At 61.9% G+C, this 20,081-nt stretch carries 18 protein-coding genes; 8 read left to right on the top strand and 10 right to left on the bottom strand.

Going from position 1 to position 20,081, the window contains the following annotated elements:
• Positions 1 to 138 precede the first annotated feature (138 nt).
• The gene (locus tag ACX3M4_RS09085) at positions 139 to 1,740 is read left to right on the top strand and encodes a peptide chain release factor 3 (RefSeq protein ID WP_459358261.1); all 1,602 of its coding nucleotides are present in this window, start codon (positions 139 to 141) and stop codon (positions 1,738 to 1,740) included.
• Between the two features lie 434 nt (positions 1,741 to 2,174).
• Positions 2,175 to 3,563 (top strand): diguanylate cyclase domain-containing protein, encoded by a 1,389-nt coding sequence (locus ACX3M4_RS09080; RefSeq protein ID WP_459358260.1) that lies wholly within the window; start codon positions 2,175 to 2,177, stop codon positions 3,561 to 3,563.
• Between the two features lie 68 nt (positions 3,564 to 3,631).
• On the opposite strand, the gene minE is transcribed toward ACX3M4_RS09080, so the two are convergent.
• Genes minE through minC form a run of 3 tightly spaced genes read right to left on the bottom strand, consistent with a single transcriptional unit; the run spans position 3,632 to position 5,573 of the window.
• Positions 3,632 to 3,892 (bottom strand): cell division topological specificity factor MinE, encoded by a 261-nt coding sequence (gene minE, locus ACX3M4_RS09075; protein ID WP_459358259.1) that lies wholly within the window; start codon positions 3,890 to 3,892, stop codon positions 3,632 to 3,634.
• Positions 3,889 to 4,710 carry a septum site-determining protein MinD gene (gene minD / locus ACX3M4_RS09070; RefSeq protein WP_459358258.1) on the bottom strand — a complete coding sequence of 274 codons (822 nt, stop codon included), beginning with the start codon at positions 4,708 to 4,710 and terminating at the stop codon, positions 3,889 to 3,891. Before minD ends, minE begins: the two co-directional genes overlap by 4 nt.
• Positions 4,711 to 4,766: 56 nt before the next feature.
• Positions 4,767 to 5,573, bottom strand: coding sequence for a septum site-determining protein MinC (gene minC / locus ACX3M4_RS09065; protein WP_459358257.1), 807 nt, complete (start codon positions 5,571 to 5,573; stop codon positions 4,767 to 4,769).
• A 340-nt stretch (positions 5,574 to 5,913) separates the two neighbouring features.
• Here minC and ACX3M4_RS09060 point away from each other — a divergent pair, with 340 nt between their 5' ends.
• The gene (locus ACX3M4_RS09060) at positions 5,914 to 6,246 is read left to right on the top strand and encodes a hypothetical protein (RefSeq protein WP_459358256.1); all 333 of its coding nucleotides are present in this window, start codon (positions 5,914 to 5,916) and stop codon (positions 6,244 to 6,246) included.
• Positions 6,247 to 6,475: 229 nt separating this feature from the next.
• A complete protein-coding gene (locus ACX3M4_RS09055; protein WP_459358255.1) occupies positions 6,476 to 7,396 on the top strand; it encodes a DMT family transporter in 921 nt (306 codons plus the stop codon).
• Between the two features lie 169 nt (positions 7,397 to 7,565).
• Here the strand turns inward: ACX3M4_RS09055 and ACX3M4_RS09050 are convergent, their stop codons facing one another.
• The 4 genes from ACX3M4_RS09050 to ACX3M4_RS09035 all read right to left on the bottom strand — a co-directional run bounded on the left by ACX3M4_RS09050 (position 7,566) and on the right by ACX3M4_RS09035 (position 11,721).
• Entirely contained in the window at positions 7,566 to 8,714 is a 1,149-nt protein-coding gene (locus ACX3M4_RS09050) for an ABC transporter permease (protein ID WP_459358254.1), read from the bottom strand.
• Complete coding sequence (locus ACX3M4_RS09045) at positions 8,711 to 9,643, bottom strand: ABC transporter ATP-binding protein (RefSeq protein ID WP_459358253.1); 933 nt, start codon at positions 9,641 to 9,643, stop codon at positions 8,711 to 8,713. The genes ACX3M4_RS09050 and ACX3M4_RS09045 overlap by 4 nt, the downstream gene beginning before the upstream one ends.
• Positions 9,640 to 10,596 (bottom strand): HlyD family secretion protein, encoded by a 957-nt coding sequence (locus ACX3M4_RS09040; protein WP_459358252.1) that lies wholly within the window; start codon positions 10,594 to 10,596, stop codon positions 9,640 to 9,642. Before ACX3M4_RS09040 ends, ACX3M4_RS09045 begins: the two co-directional genes overlap by 4 nt.
• Positions 10,597 to 11,016: 420 nt before the next feature.
• On the bottom strand, positions 11,017 to 11,721 hold the full coding sequence (locus ACX3M4_RS09035; protein WP_459358251.1) for an AAA family ATPase: 705 nt from the start codon (positions 11,719 to 11,721) through the stop codon (positions 11,017 to 11,019).
• Positions 11,722 to 12,127: 406 nt separating this feature from the next.
• Between ACX3M4_RS09035 and ACX3M4_RS09030 the strand changes: the two genes are divergently transcribed.
• Complete coding sequence (locus ACX3M4_RS09030; RefSeq protein WP_459358250.1) at positions 12,128 to 13,036, top strand: alpha/beta hydrolase; 909 nt, start codon at positions 12,128 to 12,130, stop codon at positions 13,034 to 13,036.
• Positions 13,037 to 13,317: 281 nt separating this feature from the next.
• On the opposite strand, the gene ACX3M4_RS09025 is transcribed toward ACX3M4_RS09030, so the two are convergent.
• Entirely contained in the window at positions 13,318 to 14,232 is a 915-nt protein-coding gene (locus tag ACX3M4_RS09025; RefSeq protein ID WP_459358249.1) for a LysR family transcriptional regulator, read from the bottom strand.
• Between the two features lie 85 nt (positions 14,233 to 14,317).
• Here ACX3M4_RS09025 and ACX3M4_RS09020 point away from each other — a divergent pair, with 85 nt between their 5' ends.
• The 3 genes from ACX3M4_RS09020 (at position 14,318) to ACX3M4_RS09010 (ending at position 16,586) form a co-directional block, all read left to right on the top strand.
• A complete protein-coding gene (locus ACX3M4_RS09020) occupies positions 14,318 to 14,464 on the top strand; it encodes a hypothetical protein (RefSeq protein WP_459358248.1) in 147 nt (48 codons plus the stop codon).
• A 155-nt stretch (positions 14,465 to 14,619) separates the two neighbouring features.
• Positions 14,620 to 15,288, top strand: a complete 669-nt coding sequence (locus ACX3M4_RS09015) for a class I SAM-dependent methyltransferase (protein ID WP_459358247.1) — start codon at positions 14,620 to 14,622, stop codon at positions 15,286 to 15,288.
• 134 nt (positions 15,289 to 15,422) lie between these two features.
• Complete coding sequence (locus ACX3M4_RS09010; protein WP_459358246.1) at positions 15,423 to 16,586, top strand: MFS transporter; 1,164 nt, start codon at positions 15,423 to 15,425, stop codon at positions 16,584 to 16,586.
• A gap of 20 nt (positions 16,587 to 16,606) precedes the next feature.
• Here ACX3M4_RS09010 and ACX3M4_RS09005 read toward each other — a convergent pair whose 3' ends face one another.
• Both ACX3M4_RS09005 and ACX3M4_RS09000 read right to left on the bottom strand, forming a co-directional pair.
• Positions 16,607 to 17,818 carry a VWA domain-containing protein gene (locus tag ACX3M4_RS09005; RefSeq protein WP_459358245.1) on the bottom strand — a complete coding sequence of 404 codons (1,212 nt, stop codon included), beginning with the start codon at positions 17,816 to 17,818 and terminating at the stop codon, positions 16,607 to 16,609.
• Positions 17,811 to 20,078 carry a DUF5682 family protein gene (locus ACX3M4_RS09000; RefSeq protein ID WP_459358244.1) on the bottom strand — a complete coding sequence of 756 codons (2,268 nt, stop codon included), beginning with the start codon at positions 20,076 to 20,078 and terminating at the stop codon, positions 17,811 to 17,813. The genes ACX3M4_RS09005 and ACX3M4_RS09000 overlap by 8 nt, the downstream gene beginning before the upstream one ends.
• Positions 20,079 to 20,081: the final 3 nt, after the last annotated feature.

Raw genomic sequence — 20,081 nt, 5'->3', positions numbered from 1 at the left:
GCTGGAAATTTAGCGGAATTCTCTCTATGACCTTGCGCCAACGAAATATCAATCCGTCCGGCTCTCAAGTGACAGGCTGCGCCCCGGTTCTCCGGCGCGTTCGCGCGGCCCCGCCGGATTTGGGATCAGGAGATTTGAATGACTGGCCTCAACGGCATGGCGCCCTACAAGACCCGGCGCACCTTCGCGATCATTTCCCACCCGGACGCCGGCAAGACGACCCTGACGGAAAAGCTGCTTTTGTCGGGCGGTGCCATCCGCGCCGCAGGTCAGGTGCGCGCCCGCGGCGAACGCCGCCGTGCCCGGTCGGACTGGATGAAGATCGAGCAGGAACGCGGCATCTCCGTCTCGTCCTCCGTCATGACTTTCGAGCGCAAGGGCATCGTCTATAACCTGCTCGATACGCCCGGCCATGAGGACTTCTCCGAAGACACCTACCGCACGCTGACCGCCGTCGACGCGGCCATCATGGTGATCGATGCCGCCAAGGGCATCGAAACCCAGACGCGCAAGCTCTTCGAGGTCTGCCGCCTGCGCGATATTCCGATCATCACCTTCGTCAACAAGATCGACCGCGAAGGCCGCCATGCCCTGGAGATCCTGGACGAGGTGCAGGAAGCCCTGGCGCTGGACGTTTCTCCGCAGACGTGGCCTGTCGGCATGGGCTCCGACTTCTTTGGCGTCTATGACTGGCAGAAGAAGAAGTTCCACACCTCCAGCGGCGAGCGGGGCGGGGCTTTCACGCAGACCAAGGATGTCTCCGGCCTCGACGACGAGATCCTGACCGGCACCGTCTTCGACCGGATCATGGATGAGCTGACCGAAAACGTGGAGCTCGGTTCGGAAGGCTATGCCGAATTCGACCGGGAAAGCTTCCTGGAAGGCCATCTGACGCCGGTCTTCTTCGGCTCTGCCCTGCGCGACTATGGCGTCGAGGAAGTGCTCGACTTCATCGCCGACTTCGCGCCGCCGCCCCATTCCCAGCCGGCGACCGGCGGGCGCACCATCATGCCGCAGGAAGACAAGGTCACCGGCTTCGTCTTCAAGGTGCAGGCCAACATGGATCCCAAGCACCGCGACCGCATCGCCTTCGTGCGCCTGTGTTCGGGCACCTTCAAGCGCGGCATGAAGCTGAAACACGTGCGCGCCGACAAGCAGATTGCCGTCTCCGCGCCGATCTTCTTCTTCGCCGAGGAGCGCGAAATTGCCGACCTTGCCTATCCGGGCGACGTCATCGGTGTGCCCAACCACGGTCAGCTGCGCGTCGGCGACACCCTGACCGAGGGCGAGAACATCCACGTCACGGGCCTCCCGGCCTTCGCGCCGGAAATCCTGCGCCGCGTGCGCCTGTCCGACACCATGCGCGTCAAGCAGATGCGCCAGGGTCTGCAGGATCTGGCCGAAGAAGGCCTCGTCCAGATCTTCAAGCCGGATCTCGGCTCCAACTGGATCGTCGGTGTCGTCGGCGCCCTGCAGCTCGATGTCGTGGTTGACCGGCTCAAGGCCGAATACGGCACGGAGATCGGCTTCGAGGCCGTGCCTTATACGACCGCCCGCTGGATCGAGACCGACAACCTGACCCTGCAGAAGATGCTGGAAGGCCATCGCTTCTCGATCGCCAACGACCGCGACGACAAGCCGGTGTTCCTGTTCAAGAACGCCTGGGAAGTCGGCCACATCACCGAGAAATTCCCGGACGTGAAGTTCCGCGAAACGCGTGAGATCGTCTACGAGGCGTGACGCGCCCGTCTCGGTAATTGGTCCCTCTGTGCTCTGCGTGAGCGACACCGCATTCAAATGCCCGCATTTGACGCTTTGACAGCACCTGAAAGAACCCTGCGTTTCCGCTCCGTTTCCGGCTGTCGTCTTGATAATAATGCCGGGGAAACCCGATGTGATCGAAATTTGTTTGTTTCTAAAAGTAATTAGGAGGTAACCCTCCCGGGGACAACTGATGGGAAGTTGCCTAAGTGTCGAATTTGATTGATGTTTGTAGTGTTGATAGAGTGTAAAGGCTTACCTACGATAATTTTGGCTGCTGTAATACTGACACTAATAGCGGGAACGCGGCTGAGAGAATAAACGTGCAAGTGCGTTATGAGCCTGCCGGACAGGGTTCACCGTCACAGCTTCCAAGGGCCAAGGGTGAAGCGCAAGCGGTGGAAATCCGGCGATTGTCAAAACCATTCTGGGCGACCGTCATCATTGGCGCGGTGAGCCTGATGGCGTTTGTCTCGTTCCTGTCGGTAACGCTCGATCGCAATTCCATCAAGTCCTCCGAGCAAATCTTCACGGCGATGCTTGGCGACCGTTCGGATCATCTGGCCGATATCACGCTGGAATACGGCTATTGGAACGAATCGGTCCTCAACCTCGTTGACGGGTTCGACATGGCCTGGGTGAAAGAGACCTTCGTCGACTACATGCAGCAAGAGCTGCAGATCGAAGGTGTGCACCTGCTGGACGGCGACAATCTGCAGAAACTGCATGTCGTGAACGGGCAGGTTGCCGAGGCCGACATTCTGGATCGCTATGGGCCCTCGGTGGATGTGCTGGTTGCCCGGGCCCGCAAGACGGAACCGGACGAAGCCCCCGTGCCGGCAACGGGCCTCATCGGCGGCATTGCGAAGCTTTATCTCGCCAGTGCGGTCCTGATGACGTCCTATGACGAGGACAGCGAGAAGAGCACCGACCACGTGCTGGTGTTCGCCAGACCGGTTGATGAGCAAATCCTGGCTGAAATGGCGGAGAAATATCATCTCCCAGGCCTCAGGCTGTCGGCGATCCCGCCGGCTTTCTGGCAGGCGGGCTATGAGATCGAAACATTCGACAAGACCCGGATCGGGTATTTCGTCTGGGATCCGGAACTGGCGGGCTTCCGGCTGCTGCCGCTTCTGGTTCTTGGGGTGCTGATCGTCTATCTCGGCATGTTTTTCGCTGCGCGCATGTTCTTTCGCCGCGCCACGGAGACCGTACGGGCGCTCGCCGACGCCAAGCATCAGGCCGAGCGGGTGCGGGAACTGCTTGCCAACCAGGCCAGAAGCGATCCGCTCACCGGCCTTGGCAACCGGCGCCTTCTGGACGAGCGTCTGGCGGAACTGCAGGGCCGTCAGCCGCTGGCCGACGGCCACGCGCTGCTTTATGTCGATCTCGACCGGTTCAAGGAGATCAACGACACCTATGGCCATGAGACCGGCGACCTCGTGCTCCTGCATGTGGCGGAAGCCTTGAGCGGACTGGCGAATGCCGACGACACGGTCATCCGGCTTGGCGGCGATGAGTTCGTCATTGTCTTCGGCCGGGCGAAACGCGACAAGGTCCTGTCGGTGGGCAGGGTGATCGTCGAGCAACTGAGCCGGCCGGTGAACCTGGAAGGGGCCACCTATTCCTTTGGCGCCAGCGTCGGCATCGCCTTTTCCCACAATCCCTCGGAACTGCTGCGCCAGGCGGACGTGGCGCTCTATTCCGCCAAACGCCGGGGCAGGGGACAGGTTGCCGTCTATTCCGCGGACCTGCTGGACTTCCGCCATGTACCGATCCAGTCCGCGGCGCAGCCGGGGTGATTCCAGCGGCTTTGCAAAAGAAAACCGGCCGCAGGGGCCGGTTTCTCGTTTCAGAATTGTCTTGCGGATCACGACGCCTTTGCGCTCGGCAATTCGATGTCGATGCCGAGGGTCGTGACGTCACCGGTGCGGTCCATTTCGAGACGGACGGAGTCCGGGTCGATAGCGACGCGCTTGGCGACTACGGCGAGAATGTCTTCCCTGAGGCTGGAGATCAGCAGCGCGTCGGAGCCGTCATCTGCCCTTTCATGGGCCAGCAGGATCTGCAGCCGGTTCTTGGCAACCGAGGCGCTTTCGCCCCTTTTGCCAAAGAAGCTCAGGATGTTCATGCGGCCCTCCCCCTGAAGAGCTTGCCGAACAGGCCCTTCTTTTCTTCGGGTATCGTGACCGGAATATTTTCGCCGAGAAGCCGGCGGGTGGCCTCCATATAGGCCTTGGCGGCCGGCGAGTTCTCGTCCGACAGCGTGATCGGCAGGCCGACGTTGGACGCTTTCAGAACGTCCTTGCTTTCCGGCACCACGCCTATCAGCGGCACGGACAGGATGTCGACCACGTCATCGGTCGCCAGCATGTCGCCGGTCTTGGCGCGCTCGGTGTCGTAGCGGGTGATCATCAGGTGCTTGGGCATGCGGCCGCCGTCTTCGGCAACCTTGGTCTTGGCGTCGAGCAGGCCGATGATGCGGTCGCAATCGCGCACGGAGGAGACTTCCGGGTTGGAAACGATGATCGCCTCGTCCGCATAGCGCATGGCCAGTGTCGCGCCGCGCTCGATGCCGGCCGGGCTGTCGCAGATGACCCAGTCGAAATACATGCGCAATTCGCTGATGACGCTGGCAACCCCCTCTTCGGTCAGCGCGTCCTTATCCCGGGTCTGGGAGGCGGGCAGCAGGTAGAGGTTGTTCAGCTTCTTGTCGCGCACGAGTGCCTGTTTGATCGAGGCTTCTCCGCGCACCACGTTGACCAGATCGAACACGACGCGGCGTTCGGCGCCCATGATCAGGTCCAGGTTGCGCAGCCCGACATCGAAGTCAATGGCGCAGACCTGGTAACCTTCTTTGGCAAGTGCCGAGGCGATTGCGGCGGTGGTGGTGGTTTTGCCCACGCCGCCCTTGCCTGACGTGACCACAACGACGGTGGCGTTGCTCATGGTGTTCGTCCTGTTGTTGTTGTTCGGCCGGCTGCTCCTGGCAACCGGCACTTCGGTTAATTCAGTTCTTCAAAGACCAGCGTCTCGTTTTCGAAACGGATCTGCGCCGGTGAATTGCGCAAGGCGCCGTCGAAGTCGTCCGCGACCTTGTAGAGGCCGTTGATGGAGACCAGCTCGGCATCGAGCTTGGAGCAGAAAATGCGGGCACTGTCCTTGCCGGCGACACCGGCCAGGGCACGGCCGCGCAGGGCTCCGTAGATATGGATCGAGCCGCCGGCGATGATTTCGGCGCCCGAGCTTACCGAGCCGATCACCGTGACGTCCCCGTCCGGATGCAGGATGCTCTGGCCGGACCGCACGGGTTCGGTGATGACGATTGATGAGCCGCTGGCAATGCTGCTTGGCATGGCAGTCGCCACGGCTTTTTCCGAACCATTGCCACCATTGACTTTCTTGGATTTCGTCTTCGGTTCCGGCGCGGCCTTGCCGGCCTGGCCTTCGTTCCGGGAGGAGGCCTTGCCGCCGTCGCTGCCCGTCGTGCTATCGTCAGAGGCTGGTGTCGGCACGTCGACATCCGAGGTCAGCCGCCCGCCGGAGAAGCTCGGTGGCATGCCCGCCTTGAGGCGGGTACCGGCGACGCCGTCGATGCCCATCACCCGGATGGACCGTTCCGAGAGCTTTGCCAGAACCTCTTCCAGGTCTTCGATCGGAATCTTGCTGCCGCGCACATCGAGTATGATCGGCCGGTCGATGAAAAATCCCGGCGAACGTTCGATGATCCGGTCGATTTCCCTGAACCACGCATTAAAAGGCGGTTCGGGGCTCAGAACGATCGCAATAAAGGATTTTCCCTTGAACTTCATCGAGGTCCGGCGGCAATTCACGTCAGGTTGATTTGGTCGGGTAAACCTATCATTAACCGAACCGGACAATCAGGCAGGCCGCCGTTTTCCACCGATATCAATTTTCACCAGATATTTCAGATAATTGGCTTCTCAACCTAGGTCATTGGACGACCGGGGTCTGCTACTCCTGCCAGAATTACGGAGTCCGCCTGCAAGAATCGCCTGCCGCGACCGGATATCGGGAATTTTGCCGGGTCATGAGTTAACTACATTGCAGTCAAGGACTGGATTTTTGCCATATTGCAGTGCAAAATGAGAAATCCGGGTGTCAGGGGCGCTTTGCGTCTTGGGGAAAAGAATGAGTAATTTCAGTGATATGGTGCGCTATCTTGGCCTCGATCATGCCGAGGCTGCTGCTGCTCTGAACGTATCGGAAGACGAAATTATTCGCTGGTGCAGCACGAGCGAAGCGCCGCCGTTGGAGATCTGGCAGGGTCTGGTGCGCATGCTGGACGAAATCCGTCTCTCTGCCGAAGCGGCCGCGAAATCCGCTGATCTCGATCATCTGGAAGCAACCGACCTCAACCGCATAGACCTGATCGTTCCCGGCGGGGCCACGTCGGAATTTGCCGGTCCGAAGCGCGCTGCGACAGCGATGGCCCTGGCCACGCTGACACGGGTCTTCGCCTGAAGTAATTTCGAGCGGGCATTTTTCTGCCGATGGCCGAAAAATAGATCTTTAAAGCGTATCTATACCCCTTTGGGGACCAAATAGTTTCTGCTAACAAGAATCCAGAGCGGGTTCTGCCTGGAACCGGTGTGCTCCCGGCGTGCGAACGGCCACGGCTTCGACGCCACCACTCCTTGCCATTCGGGGCTCGCCCGCACGCAGCCTCATCGTGAACCGAAGAAGGCCTGCCATGTCAGCAACGCTCAAGGGACTTGCCGCCGCGCTCCTTGCCTTCGCACTGTTTTCTTCGCACGACGCCATCATCAAGTCGCTGGGCAGCCACTATTCTGTCTTCCAGATCATCTTCTTTTCCATGCTCTTTGCCTTCGTGCCGATGGCGCTGATGATGCTGGCGGACAAGGCTGTCGACAATTTCCGGCCGCGCCACCCCTGGCTGGTGCTGCTGCGCGGCGGTCTTGCCATCATCGCCATGTCCTGCGGTTTCTACGCTTTCGTCGTGCTGCCGCTTGCGGAGGTCTACGCGCTGCTCTTCACCATGCCGCTGCTAATTACGGCGCTGTCCGTGCCGCTGCTCGGCGAAAAGGTGAGGGCACAGAGGTGGGCTGCCGTGATCGTCGGTCTCATCGGCGTTCTAATCGTTTTAAGGCCGGGTGTGACCGAGCTTACCCTCGGCCACGGCGCAGCTCTGACGGCGGCTTTCGCCAATGCGCTCTCGACCATTCTGGTGCGCAAGCTCGGCGGACAGGAGCGACCGGCGGTCCTGATCCTCTACCCGATGATCCTGTCGATGGCGGCAATGTCGCTGACCCTGCCGGTCGTCTATCTGCCGGTGGACCTGACCCATCTTGCACTGATGGCGGCGATCGGCTTCCTGTCGGTGATTGCCCAGTTCCTGACGATCACCGCCTACAAGGCCGCTCCCGCCGCCGTCGTCGCGCCGCTGCAATACAGCCAGATCCTGTGGGCGAGCTTCTTCGGCGTGCTGTTCTTTGCCGAGACACCGGACATCTATGTCGGCATCGGCTCCTCGGTGATCATCCTCTCCGGCATCTTCGTCGTCTGGCGCGAGAGCCGCCAGAACGTCTCCAGCCAGACCCCGGTCCTGAAAACCGCCAACCCGCGCTTCGACACGGGTCCGCAGCCGAAGTAGGTGAGGGTGCATTCAGGCCACCAGTACTCCGCAACCTGAAACACACTCCGCCTCATTCTGAGGAAGCGCGTCAGCGCTGTCTCGAAGGATGGGCCACAAGCTCAGGAGCAAGCGGCCCATCCTTCGAGACGGGTCTGACGACCCTCCTCAGGATGAGGGTTTGTTTGGTCTAATCCAGCCGCTTCTTGAAGCGGAAAGCGGCGACGATCATGCCGATGACGAAGAAGCCGCACATCCAGAAGACGTCGCGGTAAAGGTCGGCAAGGCTGGCATCGCGCAGGACGAAGCCACGGATCATCCGCATGAAATGGGTCGCCGGGAAAGCTTCGGCGATATACTGCGCGATCACCGGCATGCCTTCGTAGGGAAACATGAAGCCCGAGAGCAGGATCGACGGCAGCAGGACGAAGACCGTCATCTGTGTTGCCTGCAACTGGCTCTGGGCGATGGTCGACAGCACCAGCCCGAGCGACAGGCTGGCACCGATGAAAAGCAGCGTGCCGACGAAGAGATCCAGTATCCTGTCGCCGAAGGGCACATTGAAAAGCAGATGGCCGAGACCGAGGATGATCACGGTCTGCAGCAGGCCGATGAAGATATAGGGAATGATCTTGCCGATCATCAGCTCGATCGGCCGGACCGGTGTGTTGATCAGCATTTCCATGTTGCCGCGTTCGCGCTCGCGCACGATCGCCGCCGACGTGAACATGATCATGGTCATGGTGAGGATGATGCCGACAAGGCCGGGCACGATGTTGATGGCCGTGCGCTGCTCCGGGTTGAAGAAGAGGGCGACCTCGAAGGTCGGCGTGGAGCGGTTGGGCGACTGCCGGTTGAGTTCGGCGAGCGGCATGTTGCGCAGGCTCTTGATGGCGCCGGCGATCATCGTATCGGAACCGTCGACGACCCATTGGGCCACCGGCCGGCTGGTTTCCTCGTCGGTCGAGGGGGGAGTGCCGAGGCCGGCAGCGGGAGAACGGGCAACACGCTGGGCAAGATCGTCGGGCAGGATGAAGACCGCGCGGACCCGCGCAGCCTTGATGGCCGCTTCCGCTTCCTTGGCATCTGTCAGACGCTCTGTCACTTTCACCACACGGGTCGCCTCCACCATCTGGATCAGGATGCGGCTGAGGCCCGTCTGGCTGTGGTCGACCACGGCGACCGGTATGTCACGGATATTGGTGTTAATGGCATAGCCGAAGAGGATCAGCTGGATAAGCGGGATCATGATGACCATGCCGAAGGTCATCCGGTCGCGGCGAAGTTGGTTGAGCTCCTTGCCGAAGATGGCGGCGATGCGGGAGAGCGGTCTGATCATTGGCGTCCTTCTCCCGTTGCCGTCACGAAGACGTCCTCAAGGTTCGGCCGTACCTGCTCGATCAGGGTCGCGCCGTCGGTCTCGGGCTTCTGGCGGAGGAATGTCTCCGGATCGGGGATCTCCTCCTTGATCAGCACGCGCAGCCGAGCGCCGAGCTGGGCTGCCGCCATTATGCCGTCCATGCCGAGGAGATGGCGGCGGATGTCGCGCAGGTTCGGTCCCTCGATCTCCACCACATTGGCGCCCATCGCGGCCATCAACTCCTTCGGCCTGCCGTCAGCGCGTTTCTGGCCTGCCTCGAGGATCGCGATCTTGTGGCAGCGTTCCGCCTCGTCCATGAAATGGGTCGTCACGACAATGGACGTGCCGCCGTCGACGAGATCGAATAACTGTTCCCAGAAGTTTCGCCGGGATTCCGGATCGACCGCCGATGTCGGCTCGTCGAGAAACAGAAGCTGCGGCTCGTGCAGGACGGCAGTTGCAAGCGCCAGGCGCTGGCGCTGGCCGCCGGACATCTTGCCGGCGAAGCGGTCGCCCAGGCTGGTCAGTTCGTAGAGTTCCATCACCTCGCCGATGCGCCGGCGCCGTTTCTTGCCGGACAGACCGTAGATCGTCGCCATGAAGTTGAGGTTTTCCCGGACCGTCAGGTCGCCATAGAGCGAGAAGGTCTGGGTCATGTAGCCGATCCTGTATTTCAGCGTCTCCGCATCCTTGGGGACGGAAAGCCCGAGCACCTCCACCGTACCCTCGGTCGGTGTCAGCAATCCGGTCAGCATGCGCATGGCGGTGGTCTTGCCGCAGCCGTTGGGGCCGAGAAAGCCGTAGATCATGCCGCGCTCGATTGTGAGATCCAGCCCGTCGACCGCCCGGAAGCCCTTGAAGCTTTTGACGAGACCTTCGGCGCGAATGACGATGTCGGCTTCGCTCACGGCAGGACGACCTGGGCCGGAACGCCGTTTGGAAGATCCCTGGCACTTTCCGGCAGCTGGACTTCGGCCACATACATCAGCCGCGCCCGTTCGGTCTGGTTTAGGGCGTAGTAGGGCGTGAAGGAGGCCTCGGAACTGATCCAGCGCACCGTGCCCTCGATCGGCTTGTCGAGGCCGTCGATCCGCACTTCCAGCCTGTCGCCCTGCTTGACCTTCACCCGGTGCGGTTCCGGTACGTAGACCCTGGCATAGGGCGCGTCGCCTGCCAGCATCACCACGACCGGGCTGCCGACAGTCACCCGCTCGCCGAGGTTCCAGGGCAGGTTGTCGAGCCTGCCGTCGCGGGATGCCGTAATGGTCAGATCGGAGAGGATCTTCTCCTGGGTTTCCAGGCTTGCCGTTGCCGCGGCAAGTTCCGCCTTGGCAATGTCGAGATCCTCCTGCCGCGTGCCGGCGACAAGTTCCTTCAGGTCCTCTTCGGCGCTCTTGAGCGTTGCGTCTGCGGCGTCGCGCGTTGCCCTTGCGCTGTCGAGCTGGGCCTGGCTGGTGGTGCCGCGGCCTGTCAAGTCATTGTAGCGCTTGAAGGAAGCGTCTGCGTCCTCCAGTTCAGCCTTGGCACCGGCAACCGTAGCGCGCGCCTTGGCGATTTCCTCTTCGCGCGCGCCGTTTTCAAGCTTCACCAGATTGGCCTTGGCCTTCTGTACTTCCGCCTTGGCCTGGGCGACGACGGCCTGCTGTTCTGCCGGATCGAGCTGCGCCAGCACGGTGCCCTTCTTGACAAAAGTGCCCTGCGGAACTGGCAGTTCGACCAGCACCTCGTTGGCCGTCGCCGTCAGCGCCACGCGGTCCCTCTCAAGCGTGCCGAGGGCGACGTTGCCGTCCTCGCCGTAACAGGCAGCGACAAGCAGGCAGGCGGTACCGGCAAGAACAGCACGCAGACGGGTCACGGACATGAATTCCTCCCATGGGATCAACGGCATGGCGGCAGTTTTCGTGAGTCGCCACCACCATAGCGCGCTTCGCGAGGCCGGGCTATCGCGGGATGGAGGGGAGGAGTGGCCTGCCGAGCGGCACGCTAAAAATAATGCAACCTCATCCTGAGGAAGCGCGTAAGCGCTGTCTCGAAGGATGGGCCGCTTGTTCTGAATATGCCGCCCATCCTTCGAGACGGACCTTACGGTCCTCCTCAGGATGAGGGGGAAGCAAGGATAACCGGGAAGCACAGGGGCCATTTTGAAGAACTTCAACAAAATGCACGGGCACCCCGGTCCCGGATCTTCGCTGCGCTCCGTCCGGGATGACGAAGGGGAGGAGTGATCTGAAATGCAAAAGCCGGGCAGAGCCCGGCTTGCAGAAAACGCAGGGATAAGCTCTCAACTCGCCCGCTTGAAGACGTTATACCAGCGCTTCTTCGGCACGGTGATTGCCCGTTCCAGGACTTCCGCGGCATAAAGCGAGGCGTTCTCGCGGGCCTTGGCGACGCCGGACACCAGCGAGGGGTCGAGGCCGGAGAGGCCGCCGCCGAATTCGAAGAGATCGCGGAAGGCGGCGCGCTCGACGATCGGCGTCATCAGAACGTCGATATTCTGCGCGGCCAGGAAATCCTGCACCGCCTTCATGGCACGGGTGGTCACCGCCGCATTGGTGCGGGTCAGGACGACGCAGTGCTTGATGTCGTGGCGGACGATCTTTTCCAGCTTCTTGATCAGGGTGAGGATCTTGGCGCCGCCGCGTGCATCCATGGACGAACCCTGGATAGGTACCACCACCAGGTCGGACACCGACAGCGCGTTTGCGACGATCAGGTTCTCAGTGCCTTCTAGGTCGACGATGACATAGTCGGACGTCTCGGCGGCAAGCGTGATCTGCTCGGTGATCGAGGCCGGCATGATTTCGCTGATGACATTGATGCCCGGGCTGCGCCGCGGCAGGTCGGCCCATCTGGAAATCCATTTCTGCGGATCGGCATCAAAAATGGTGACGCGCTTGCCCCGTGCCGCGACTTCTGTCGCCAGCAGCAAGGCCGCCGTTGTTTTTCCGGCGCCGCCCTTGGCGTTTGCGAAGGAAATGACTGGCATCTGGGTTCTCCTGACCTAGCCGAGCATTGTCTTTGGAAAGATCTCTTGCGGACCTATCTGACTGGCAGTCTTGGATTTTTATGGTTACCAAAGTCTTAAATTCGCAATTTGGGAGAAGGTTATTCAGCATCCGTTAGGGTTTGTGGATAAGAAAGCGAAAAACGTCTTGGTACAATTTGCAAGGGTAAGCAAAACAGATGGCCAGGGACGGACGGGCCCTCTTCCGCCAAACGGATCCGCGCCGGGTCGTTGGCGCGGGACGGGGCAGGGAGGCGGGGCCCGAGAGGCAGGGTCCGAGCCGGGGACAGATCCCGAAAGTGAATGGCCTCCGATTGCATGCATGCGGGACGCCACGTAGGCTAGGCCCGAGATCCGACCACTGATTTGCGCCGACAAGGGACGCCCGATGCTGCACCGGTTTTTCAAGCTTCACCCGACCCGCACCTTCCTTTTGGGCGCGTTGGTGGCCTTTGCCGGGCAGGGCGTTCTGACAGGCACCGCCGGTGCCGAGGCGCTGAAACCCTACAAGGACGGGCTCTTCCGCTACAAGAAGGTGACCGAGACGCTTTATAATGGCGACTTTACCGTCGTCGAGTATTCCAAGCAGCGCGACCTGCGTGACCGGGACGAGGTGGACGAGCAGCGGGTCTTCGGCAACTACGTTTCCTACAAGCCCAAGCGCGGCCGCGGCAGTGCGGAGCTGAAGGCCAACGGCCGCTTGATCGAATATATGGGGACCGGCAACTGGAATGGCGGGGCGAAAGCCATCGTCATCTACATTCACGGTCAGGGCGGCAACCGCTTTCAGGGAATGAACGACGTTTCCTTCGGCGGCAATTTCAACCGGGTGCAGAACCTGATGGTGCGCAATGGCGGGGCCTATCTCACCATCGACATCAAGGATTTCGACAATCGCGGCACGGCGGATGTTGCCGCGCTGATTCAGTACCAGAAGCAGCTTTCGCCCCGTGCGAAGGTGGTGGTCGCCTGCGGCTCCATGGGCGGCATCATCTGCTGGAACCTCCTGAAGAACGGCAACTACGCCAGCATGATCTCCGGCATTGTCCTGCTCGGCTCGCCCAAGGACCCGAACTTCCTTGGCTCAAGCGCCCTGTCGCGCAACGTGCCCATCTATATGGGCCAAGGCACGCTCGACACGGTCTACAATTGGGAAGATCAGGCGAATTTCTTCAAGCAGATCAAGTCGAAGGCACCGAACTACCCGATCCGGTTCACCCTCTTCGACACCGGCACACACGGCACGCCGATCCGCATGACCGACTGGCGGCTGGTTCTCAACTGGATGCTGGGTTAGGGGACGTAACCGTTCTGTCGCTCCCGCTTTCACACAAATCCGGTTCGCAGATTCGGTCTTTGTGTCGCCCCGGACAAGCGAAGCGCAGATCCGGAGCCCACTCGCAAATTGGCTTGCTGAACCGGATGAGATGTTTCGCGGTGCTTGCGCGTTAAACCTGTGCTCTGGAAACGGGTAGGCCCCGGGTCTCCCTTTGGTCGCCCGGGGTGACGTCGCCATTTGCAGAGATGCCGTGGCGAAAAGTGTATGCCTTGCTTCTCAAAGGAAATGCGATATCCGGCCTATTGTCCCGTCGGACACCTGACCGGTACCCCTAGCAACCCCTCCGCCAGATGATCGAACACCACCCGGATCCTGCGGCTGGTGTGCAGCTCCCGATGCGTGACAAGCCAGATCGGGAAACTCACCGGGTCGACATCCGTGAAAGCCGGCACGATGTCCGGGAAGCGGGCGGCGATCTCGTCGGCCATGATGGAGAGGCCCATGCCTTGACGGACGAACTCCCAGGCAACGACGCCGCTGGGCGAGCCGAGGCGGATATTGGCCGGGCTGACCTTTAGCCCGAAGGCGCGCAGGTATCCGACCAGTTCCTCGTTGTTATCGAAGCCGATGAAGTCCAGGTCCGGCGCGTCGTCCCTGGTGAGCGGCCTGCCGAACCTTTCCACCAGCGATCTTGCGCAAAAGATCCGCGCCGGGGCCTCGCGCAGCTTGCGGGCGTAAAGGTCCGGGTGATCGGGCTCCACGTGGCGGATGGCAATATCCGCCTCGCGGCGGCGCAGGTCGCTGAGACTGTTGGTGCACAACACCTTCACCTCGACACCGGGCGCCCTGGTTCGCAGGTCCTTCAGGATGTCGGGCAGGACATGGGCGGCCATCAGGTCCGTGGCCGAGACCGTCACCAGGCCTTCCACCTGCTGTGACTTGCCGGATGCGGCCAGCGAGACGCGGCTGGCAGCTTCCCCCATGGCGCGGACATGCTCGGCAAGTTCCACGCCTGCCTCCGTCAGGACCACCCTTTTGGAGATCCGCTCGAACAACGTGACGCCAAGCCGGTCCTCAAGCGCGGCGACCTGCCGGCTCAAGGTGGGCTGGGTAAGGCCAAGCGCCCGGGCGGCGGCCGAAAGCGAACCTTCCTCGGCGGTGACGAGAAAGGCGCGGGCCTGGTTCCAGTCAAAGGTGATGCTCTGCCAGTTCATGCAAAAATGTATATCACCTAGCCGAATTTTCGCAATTTCCATTCATTTCTAAGCCAAGTACTTTTATCGGGAAAGGAGGCCGCCAATGTGCCCGTCCACAGTGATGATACACTTGGCAAACATCGTTGTTTCGCTTCTGGAATTCCTGGCATCGCCCACCGGCGGCCGTGACATCGGCCGCGACATTCTTCATCAGATCGGCCTGCGTGGCGGCCGCAAGAAGAAGAAATAAGGGGACGCCCGGGAGGCAGGGAAGCCTCCGGTTCCGGTATTCGTCCGGGGCAGGGGAGCGTGTATGCCGAATGTCATCCTGAAAGACGTGTGGACCAGGCAAGGCGGTCGGAACGGCCCGATCAATCGGCCAGACAGAAAATGGAAAAATCGACCATGGCGACAACATGGAGCAACGAGAAGCCGTCTTCGGCCGGCTTCTGGAGCAGGACCGCGCGCAAATATGCGGCATCGCCCATCAGGAACCAGGCGGCCTACGAGAAAACGCTCGTCCGCACCATCGAGCATCTGGGACCGGAAGACAGCGTCCTGGAGCTCGGCTGCGGTACAGGCTCGACGGCGCTGCAGATCGCCGGCAACGTCCGCGCTTATCTTGCGACCGATTTTGCCCGGGGCATGATCGAGATTGCCGAGGGAAAGCTGGAGGCGGGAAAGGATGACGGCAGCGTGCCGGAGGGCCTGCGTTTCGCTGTTGCAGATGCCTTCAGCGAAAAGCTCGAGCCCCGGGACAAAAAAGGATACGACGCGGTTCTCGCCTTCAACTTCCTGCATCTGGTGGAAGAGGCAGAGGATACGCTTATACGGGTGAACCGCCTCCTGAAGCCCGGCGGGCTCTTCATTTCCAAAACCGTGTGCCTCAAGAAACGTGCCTGGTTGTTCGGACCGCTGATCAAGGTGATGCAGCTCTTCGGAAAGGCCCCCTTTGTGAGGTTCTATTCCTTCGCGACACTTGAGGGTTCTATCCGGTCGGCGGGTTTCGAGATCATTGAGGCGGATACCTGTCCAGCGCCTTTCAGCCGTTACGTGGTCGCTCGCAAGCTCTGATGAGAGGTCGGGCCTTGCGGTGCGAGGACACAGATTAAAACGATTGAAATGGCGCGGGCAGGCAACTTGCGAAGACTCGGTGGCGGTGCTAGGACTGATCCTCTCCCCGCAAGGCTTCCTCTCGAAAGCTGCCGATGCTTCTTCGCGACCGCGCCTTTTTCGCGTCCATGTTCCTGACGGTTCTGGCCGACCAGATCCTTCTTTTTCTGGTGCCGCTGGTGATTTTCCAGATCACCGGCAATGTCGCCTGGTCAGGGCTCGCCTTCTTCGTCGAAACCCTGCCGCGCTACCTGACCTTTCCCGCCGCCGGCATCCTGTGTGACCGTTTCCCGCCGATCCTGTTGCTTCGCATCAGCCGCATCTTGCGGGCGGTCGCCTGTATTGCCGGAATTGCAGGCCAACTCGCCTTCGGCGGCGTCTGGTGGCTGATCGGGCTATCGGCAGTGGTGGGTGTCCTGACCACTCAGGGCATGCTGGCGCTGGAAATGGTTCTGGTGCGCGCCTTTGCCGACCAGCGCTTTGAAAAGGTTGCGAGCTATGGCCAACTCGCCTCGCAGATGGGCGTGGTCCTGGGGCCGTTGGTGGCCGCCTATCTGATGGTGCTCTGGCCCTGGCAGGCGGTGGTGGGCGTCGCAACCGCGCTCTTCCTCCTTGCTGACGCCGCCTTTCTGCTGTGGCCCGGACAGGCGCGCATGCAGCGGGACGCAGCGCCGCGTGAAAGCCGTCATCCAGTGGCAGACCTCAAACACGCGCTGCATCTGGTCTGGTCCCTGCCGGGCCTGACACGGGCAATCCTGCAAGCATCGGGCGTCAACCTGATCATCGGCGCGACGCTGGCGACGGCCGCGGCGATGATGACCGGCTTTTTCGACCAGAGCGAACAGGTCTATGCGTGGCTGCAGGTCGGCGGGGCACTTGCGACGCTTGCCGTGCTGACGCTGACCGCCCATGTGGCGCTTGGCCTCAGGACTCTCGGTCTCACCGCATACGGACTTATCTGCCTCGGCGCGGTTCTGACAGGTCTGGGCGCCCATCCGCTCGTCTATGCCGCCGGTTTCCTGCTGATTGCTGGCTTCGACAAGATGTTCAACATCTATGTCCGGACGCTGCGCAAGGAGATCATTCCGCCGGAGGAATTCGGCAAGACCACCGGCGTCATCATCTGCCTCAACAATCTGTCGCAACCGCTGGCCGGACTGGTGGTCGCCCTGTTTGCAGCCGGTGACGACGCCCGCGTCGTGCTTCTGGCGCTGGCGGCGGCCATGGCCTTGCTGGGAGTGTTGACGTTCCGAAAATAGGCAGCTCTTTCGGAAGGCCGTCAGGCTGGTGGCGTGTCCTCTTCCGCCCGTATTGTCTTGATGTCCTGGGAGGCTGCCCAGCGGTGAATGTCCTCCCGGCGCAGGGCGCAGGCCATCAGGTCCGGAAACTGGTCCGGCGTTGCCGCAAAGATGGGAACGCCGAGCGCGGCGACCCGAGTTGCCAGCCGCGCATCATAATAGGGCGCGCCGGTGTCGGTGAGGGCCAGCAGCACGATTACATTGACGCCCTGGCCGGTCAGCCGGGCAATCCTGGCAACCAGTTCCTCCGCATTGCCGCCCTCAAAGAGATCAGTGATCAGAACGAGGTGGGATTTCGACGGCCGTTCGATCCGGTCCTGGCAATAGGCGACCGCCTGGTTGATGTCCGTGCCGCCGCCGAGTTGCACGCCAAAAAGCACATCCACGGGATCGGCCAGGTCGTCGGTAAGATCGAGGATCGCGGTGTCGAAACAGACAAGTTTCGTCGACACGACCGGGAGCGAGGCCATGACGGCGGCAAAGATCGAGGCATAAACCACCGATGTGGCCATGGAGCCGGACTGATCGACGCACAGAACGACTTCGTCGAGATCGACGATCCGGCGCTGGCGGCGCATGAAACCGACAAGCTTTTCCGGAACGATCGTGGCATGGTCCGGCTGGTAATTGTGCAGGTTCGCGCGGATCGTGCGCGGCCAGTCGATATCGGCAAAGCGAGGGCGGAAGGTGCGCCGGGACTTGTCGACGGCGCCGCGCAAGGCTTCGGCGGTGCGCCGCTCCAGCCGTTCCATCAACTCCGAAACCACCTTGGCGATGACCTTGCGCGCGGCATCCTTGGTCTTGTCCGGCATGACACCACGCATGGAGACGAGGTCGGCAACGAGGTTGACATCAGCCTCCATGATTGACAGGAGCTCCGGCTCAAGCAGCATCTGCCTGAGACCGAGCCTTTCAAAAGCGTCCTTCTGCACGATCTGGACGATGGAGGCCGGGAAGAATTCGCGGATGTCCCCCAGCCATCGCGCCACCCGGGGCGCCGAGTTGCCGAGCCCGCCGCGACGGCCCTTGCCGCCAGAGGCTGCATCCTCCGCGTTATAGAGAGCACTGAGGGCTGCGGAGAGCCGCTGATCACGCCCGGCAAGGCCGTCATCGTCTCCGCCAAGAGCCAGACGCCAGCGGCGCCCGCGTTCGTTCTCAAGTTCTTTCACGGGTTTGTCCATTGGATTATCCATGAGGCTCTCCCGTCATCAGCCGGGCCAGCATCGCCAGATGCCCGGGCCAGCGGTTGTCTGCGTCCGGCGCCGGGATCAGCTCTATCCCGCCGGATCTCGCCTCGCCGAAAAGAGTGTCCATCAGCCGGCGCCGTTCGGTCTTGTCCATGTTGGAAAACACGCGCCGGAAAAGGGGAAGGAACTCGGTGAAGACCTCCTCGTCGAGGCCCAGCAGCCAGTCATCGACACATCCGCGCAACCCGGCATCGTAAAGCAGGCGCTGGCCGGCGCCCTCCAGGAAACCCGCGAAGAAAGCGGCGGCGTCGTCGACAGCAGTCCCGGGCGTAAGCATACGTGCAAGCAATTCGACGGCAGCCTCCGAAGGCAACAGGTCGGCTTCATAAAGAAGGCGGGCGGCAAGACCCGAGATCAGCCGGTTGGCGTTCGGCTCTCCGACGATCGTTTGAAGCGCCGTCTGCCACATTCCATGCAGGTCGGGCCGGTCGTCCAGAAGCGTGACAGCACCGTCCGCTGCCTGCAGGCGCTGACGCATCTTCTGCGAAGCCTCCCTGTCGAGGCCGCGCACCGCATAGGGCAGGGCAAGGGCTGCCTGGGTGGCAATCCGCTCGAAGAGGTTGCCGAGCTGGACCGTGTCGATATCACGGGCCGCGCCATAACGCAGAATGTCGGCGAGCGCGGGCAGGGCGGTCAGCAATTCGCCGCAATCCGAGGTTTGCCCGGCACGCTTGCCCAGGAGACGGATGCCGTCTGAAGCTGCTTCCGGAAGCTGGGCGGTCATGGCGTTGTAGACGAGGTCGGCAAGCGGGCCGAGCGCATGGCAATCCCGCAGTTCGGCGCTGATCTTCCCCGTCGCCGCCTGCTCGATCGTGGCGCCGAAAATCAGGTTTTCCACCAGTTGCACCGCATATTCCGGCTCCCAGCGCAGGAGCCAGCGTTCGCGGAAAGTGCCGCGGCTGCGGCCGGGATCGAGCGGCTGGCCCCAAGGAACCGACAGGAGGCTCAGCCGGTGGAGCAGGGTGGATCGGAAGAGGCCGCTGTCGGACCTGAGATCCAGGGTCAATTCCCTTTCCAATGCCTCGGGCTTGAGTCTGGCCTTTTTCTGTTGCCGCTGCAGGTCCTCCAGAAGAGGGGCCATCGGAACGTCATCGGGGATCTCCCCGGTCTGAGAGCCTATGAGGAGTTCGTTGGAAACCGTTGCCCAGGTAAGGGAATTTCCGAAACACAGGCACGAGATTGCGGCATCGCGCAGCTCCTCGAAGCCCGGCTGCGGCCGGCCACGCACGGCTGCGAGAGAGACTGCCAGACGCTCGGTCTCGATGAGAGAGGCCGTGGAGACGATGTGTCCCTGGCGGCGCAGGGCGCCGGCGATCTTTGCGACCCAGCGTGTCGTCTTGTCGGCGCCTGGTGTTTGCCACAGATGCTGGCACCAGCCCGGGGCGGCAACGCCGGCGCCATAGCCGCTGGAGAAGGCAAGACGCGGCGACGTCCAGGGTACCCAGGTTGCGGAAATCCTGGCCTTGGGCGCGACCTTCAGGAGGGCGCGATCGTCCTTCGCCGAGTGTCTGGCCTGCAGTGCCGGGACATGCCAGGCGCCGCAAACAACCGCAAGAGGGCCATCGGCCAGCTTTTGCGATTTGCCGATTTCCAGTCGCATATGTGCTTCCCGTGATGCTTCGCGTGAGGGAAGGCGGTTGACACGTTCGCGCAAGGCTGCCATCGCGTCGGCGACGGCCTCGAAAACAGGGCCGGGAGCAGGATTTTCCTCGATGACGTCCTGCCACCAGCTCTCGCCGTCGAGGTAGCCAGCCGCTTCCGCGAGCACGCCAACCGGATCCCGGCGAAGGCGCTTCTCTTCTGCTGGCTCCGCCAAGTCCTCTGCAGCTTCCGCAGCCGGGTCTGTCCCGGTCTCATCCTCATCCGCCTGCGGGGCCTCGGCCTCGCCGAAGTGCCAGGCCGTCGGCAGGTCGATGAAACGCACGGGCACGTTGTTGCGCACTGCCCAGAGAACCGCCTGGTATTCCGGCGAGAAGTCGGCGAAGGGCCAGAAGACCGCCTTTTCCGGCTGGTCCGCCGGATAGGCCAGGAGGGCAACGGGCGGTTTCATGGCCGGGTTGGCAAGCAGGGGCAAAAGCGTGGAAAGGTCGGCTGGTCCTTCCACAAGCACCTCCACGGGCCGGAGCTCCTCCAGCGCTTCGAGAAGCCGCCTCGCGGAGCCCGGGCCGTGGTGCCGGATGCCGAAATAGGAAACTTGAGCCGTCACGTC

The organism is Roseibium sp. M-1, assembly GCF_054515675.1.
Note: the sequence above shows the minus strand (reverse complement) of the source record. Positions and strands in the feature narration are given on the sequence as shown.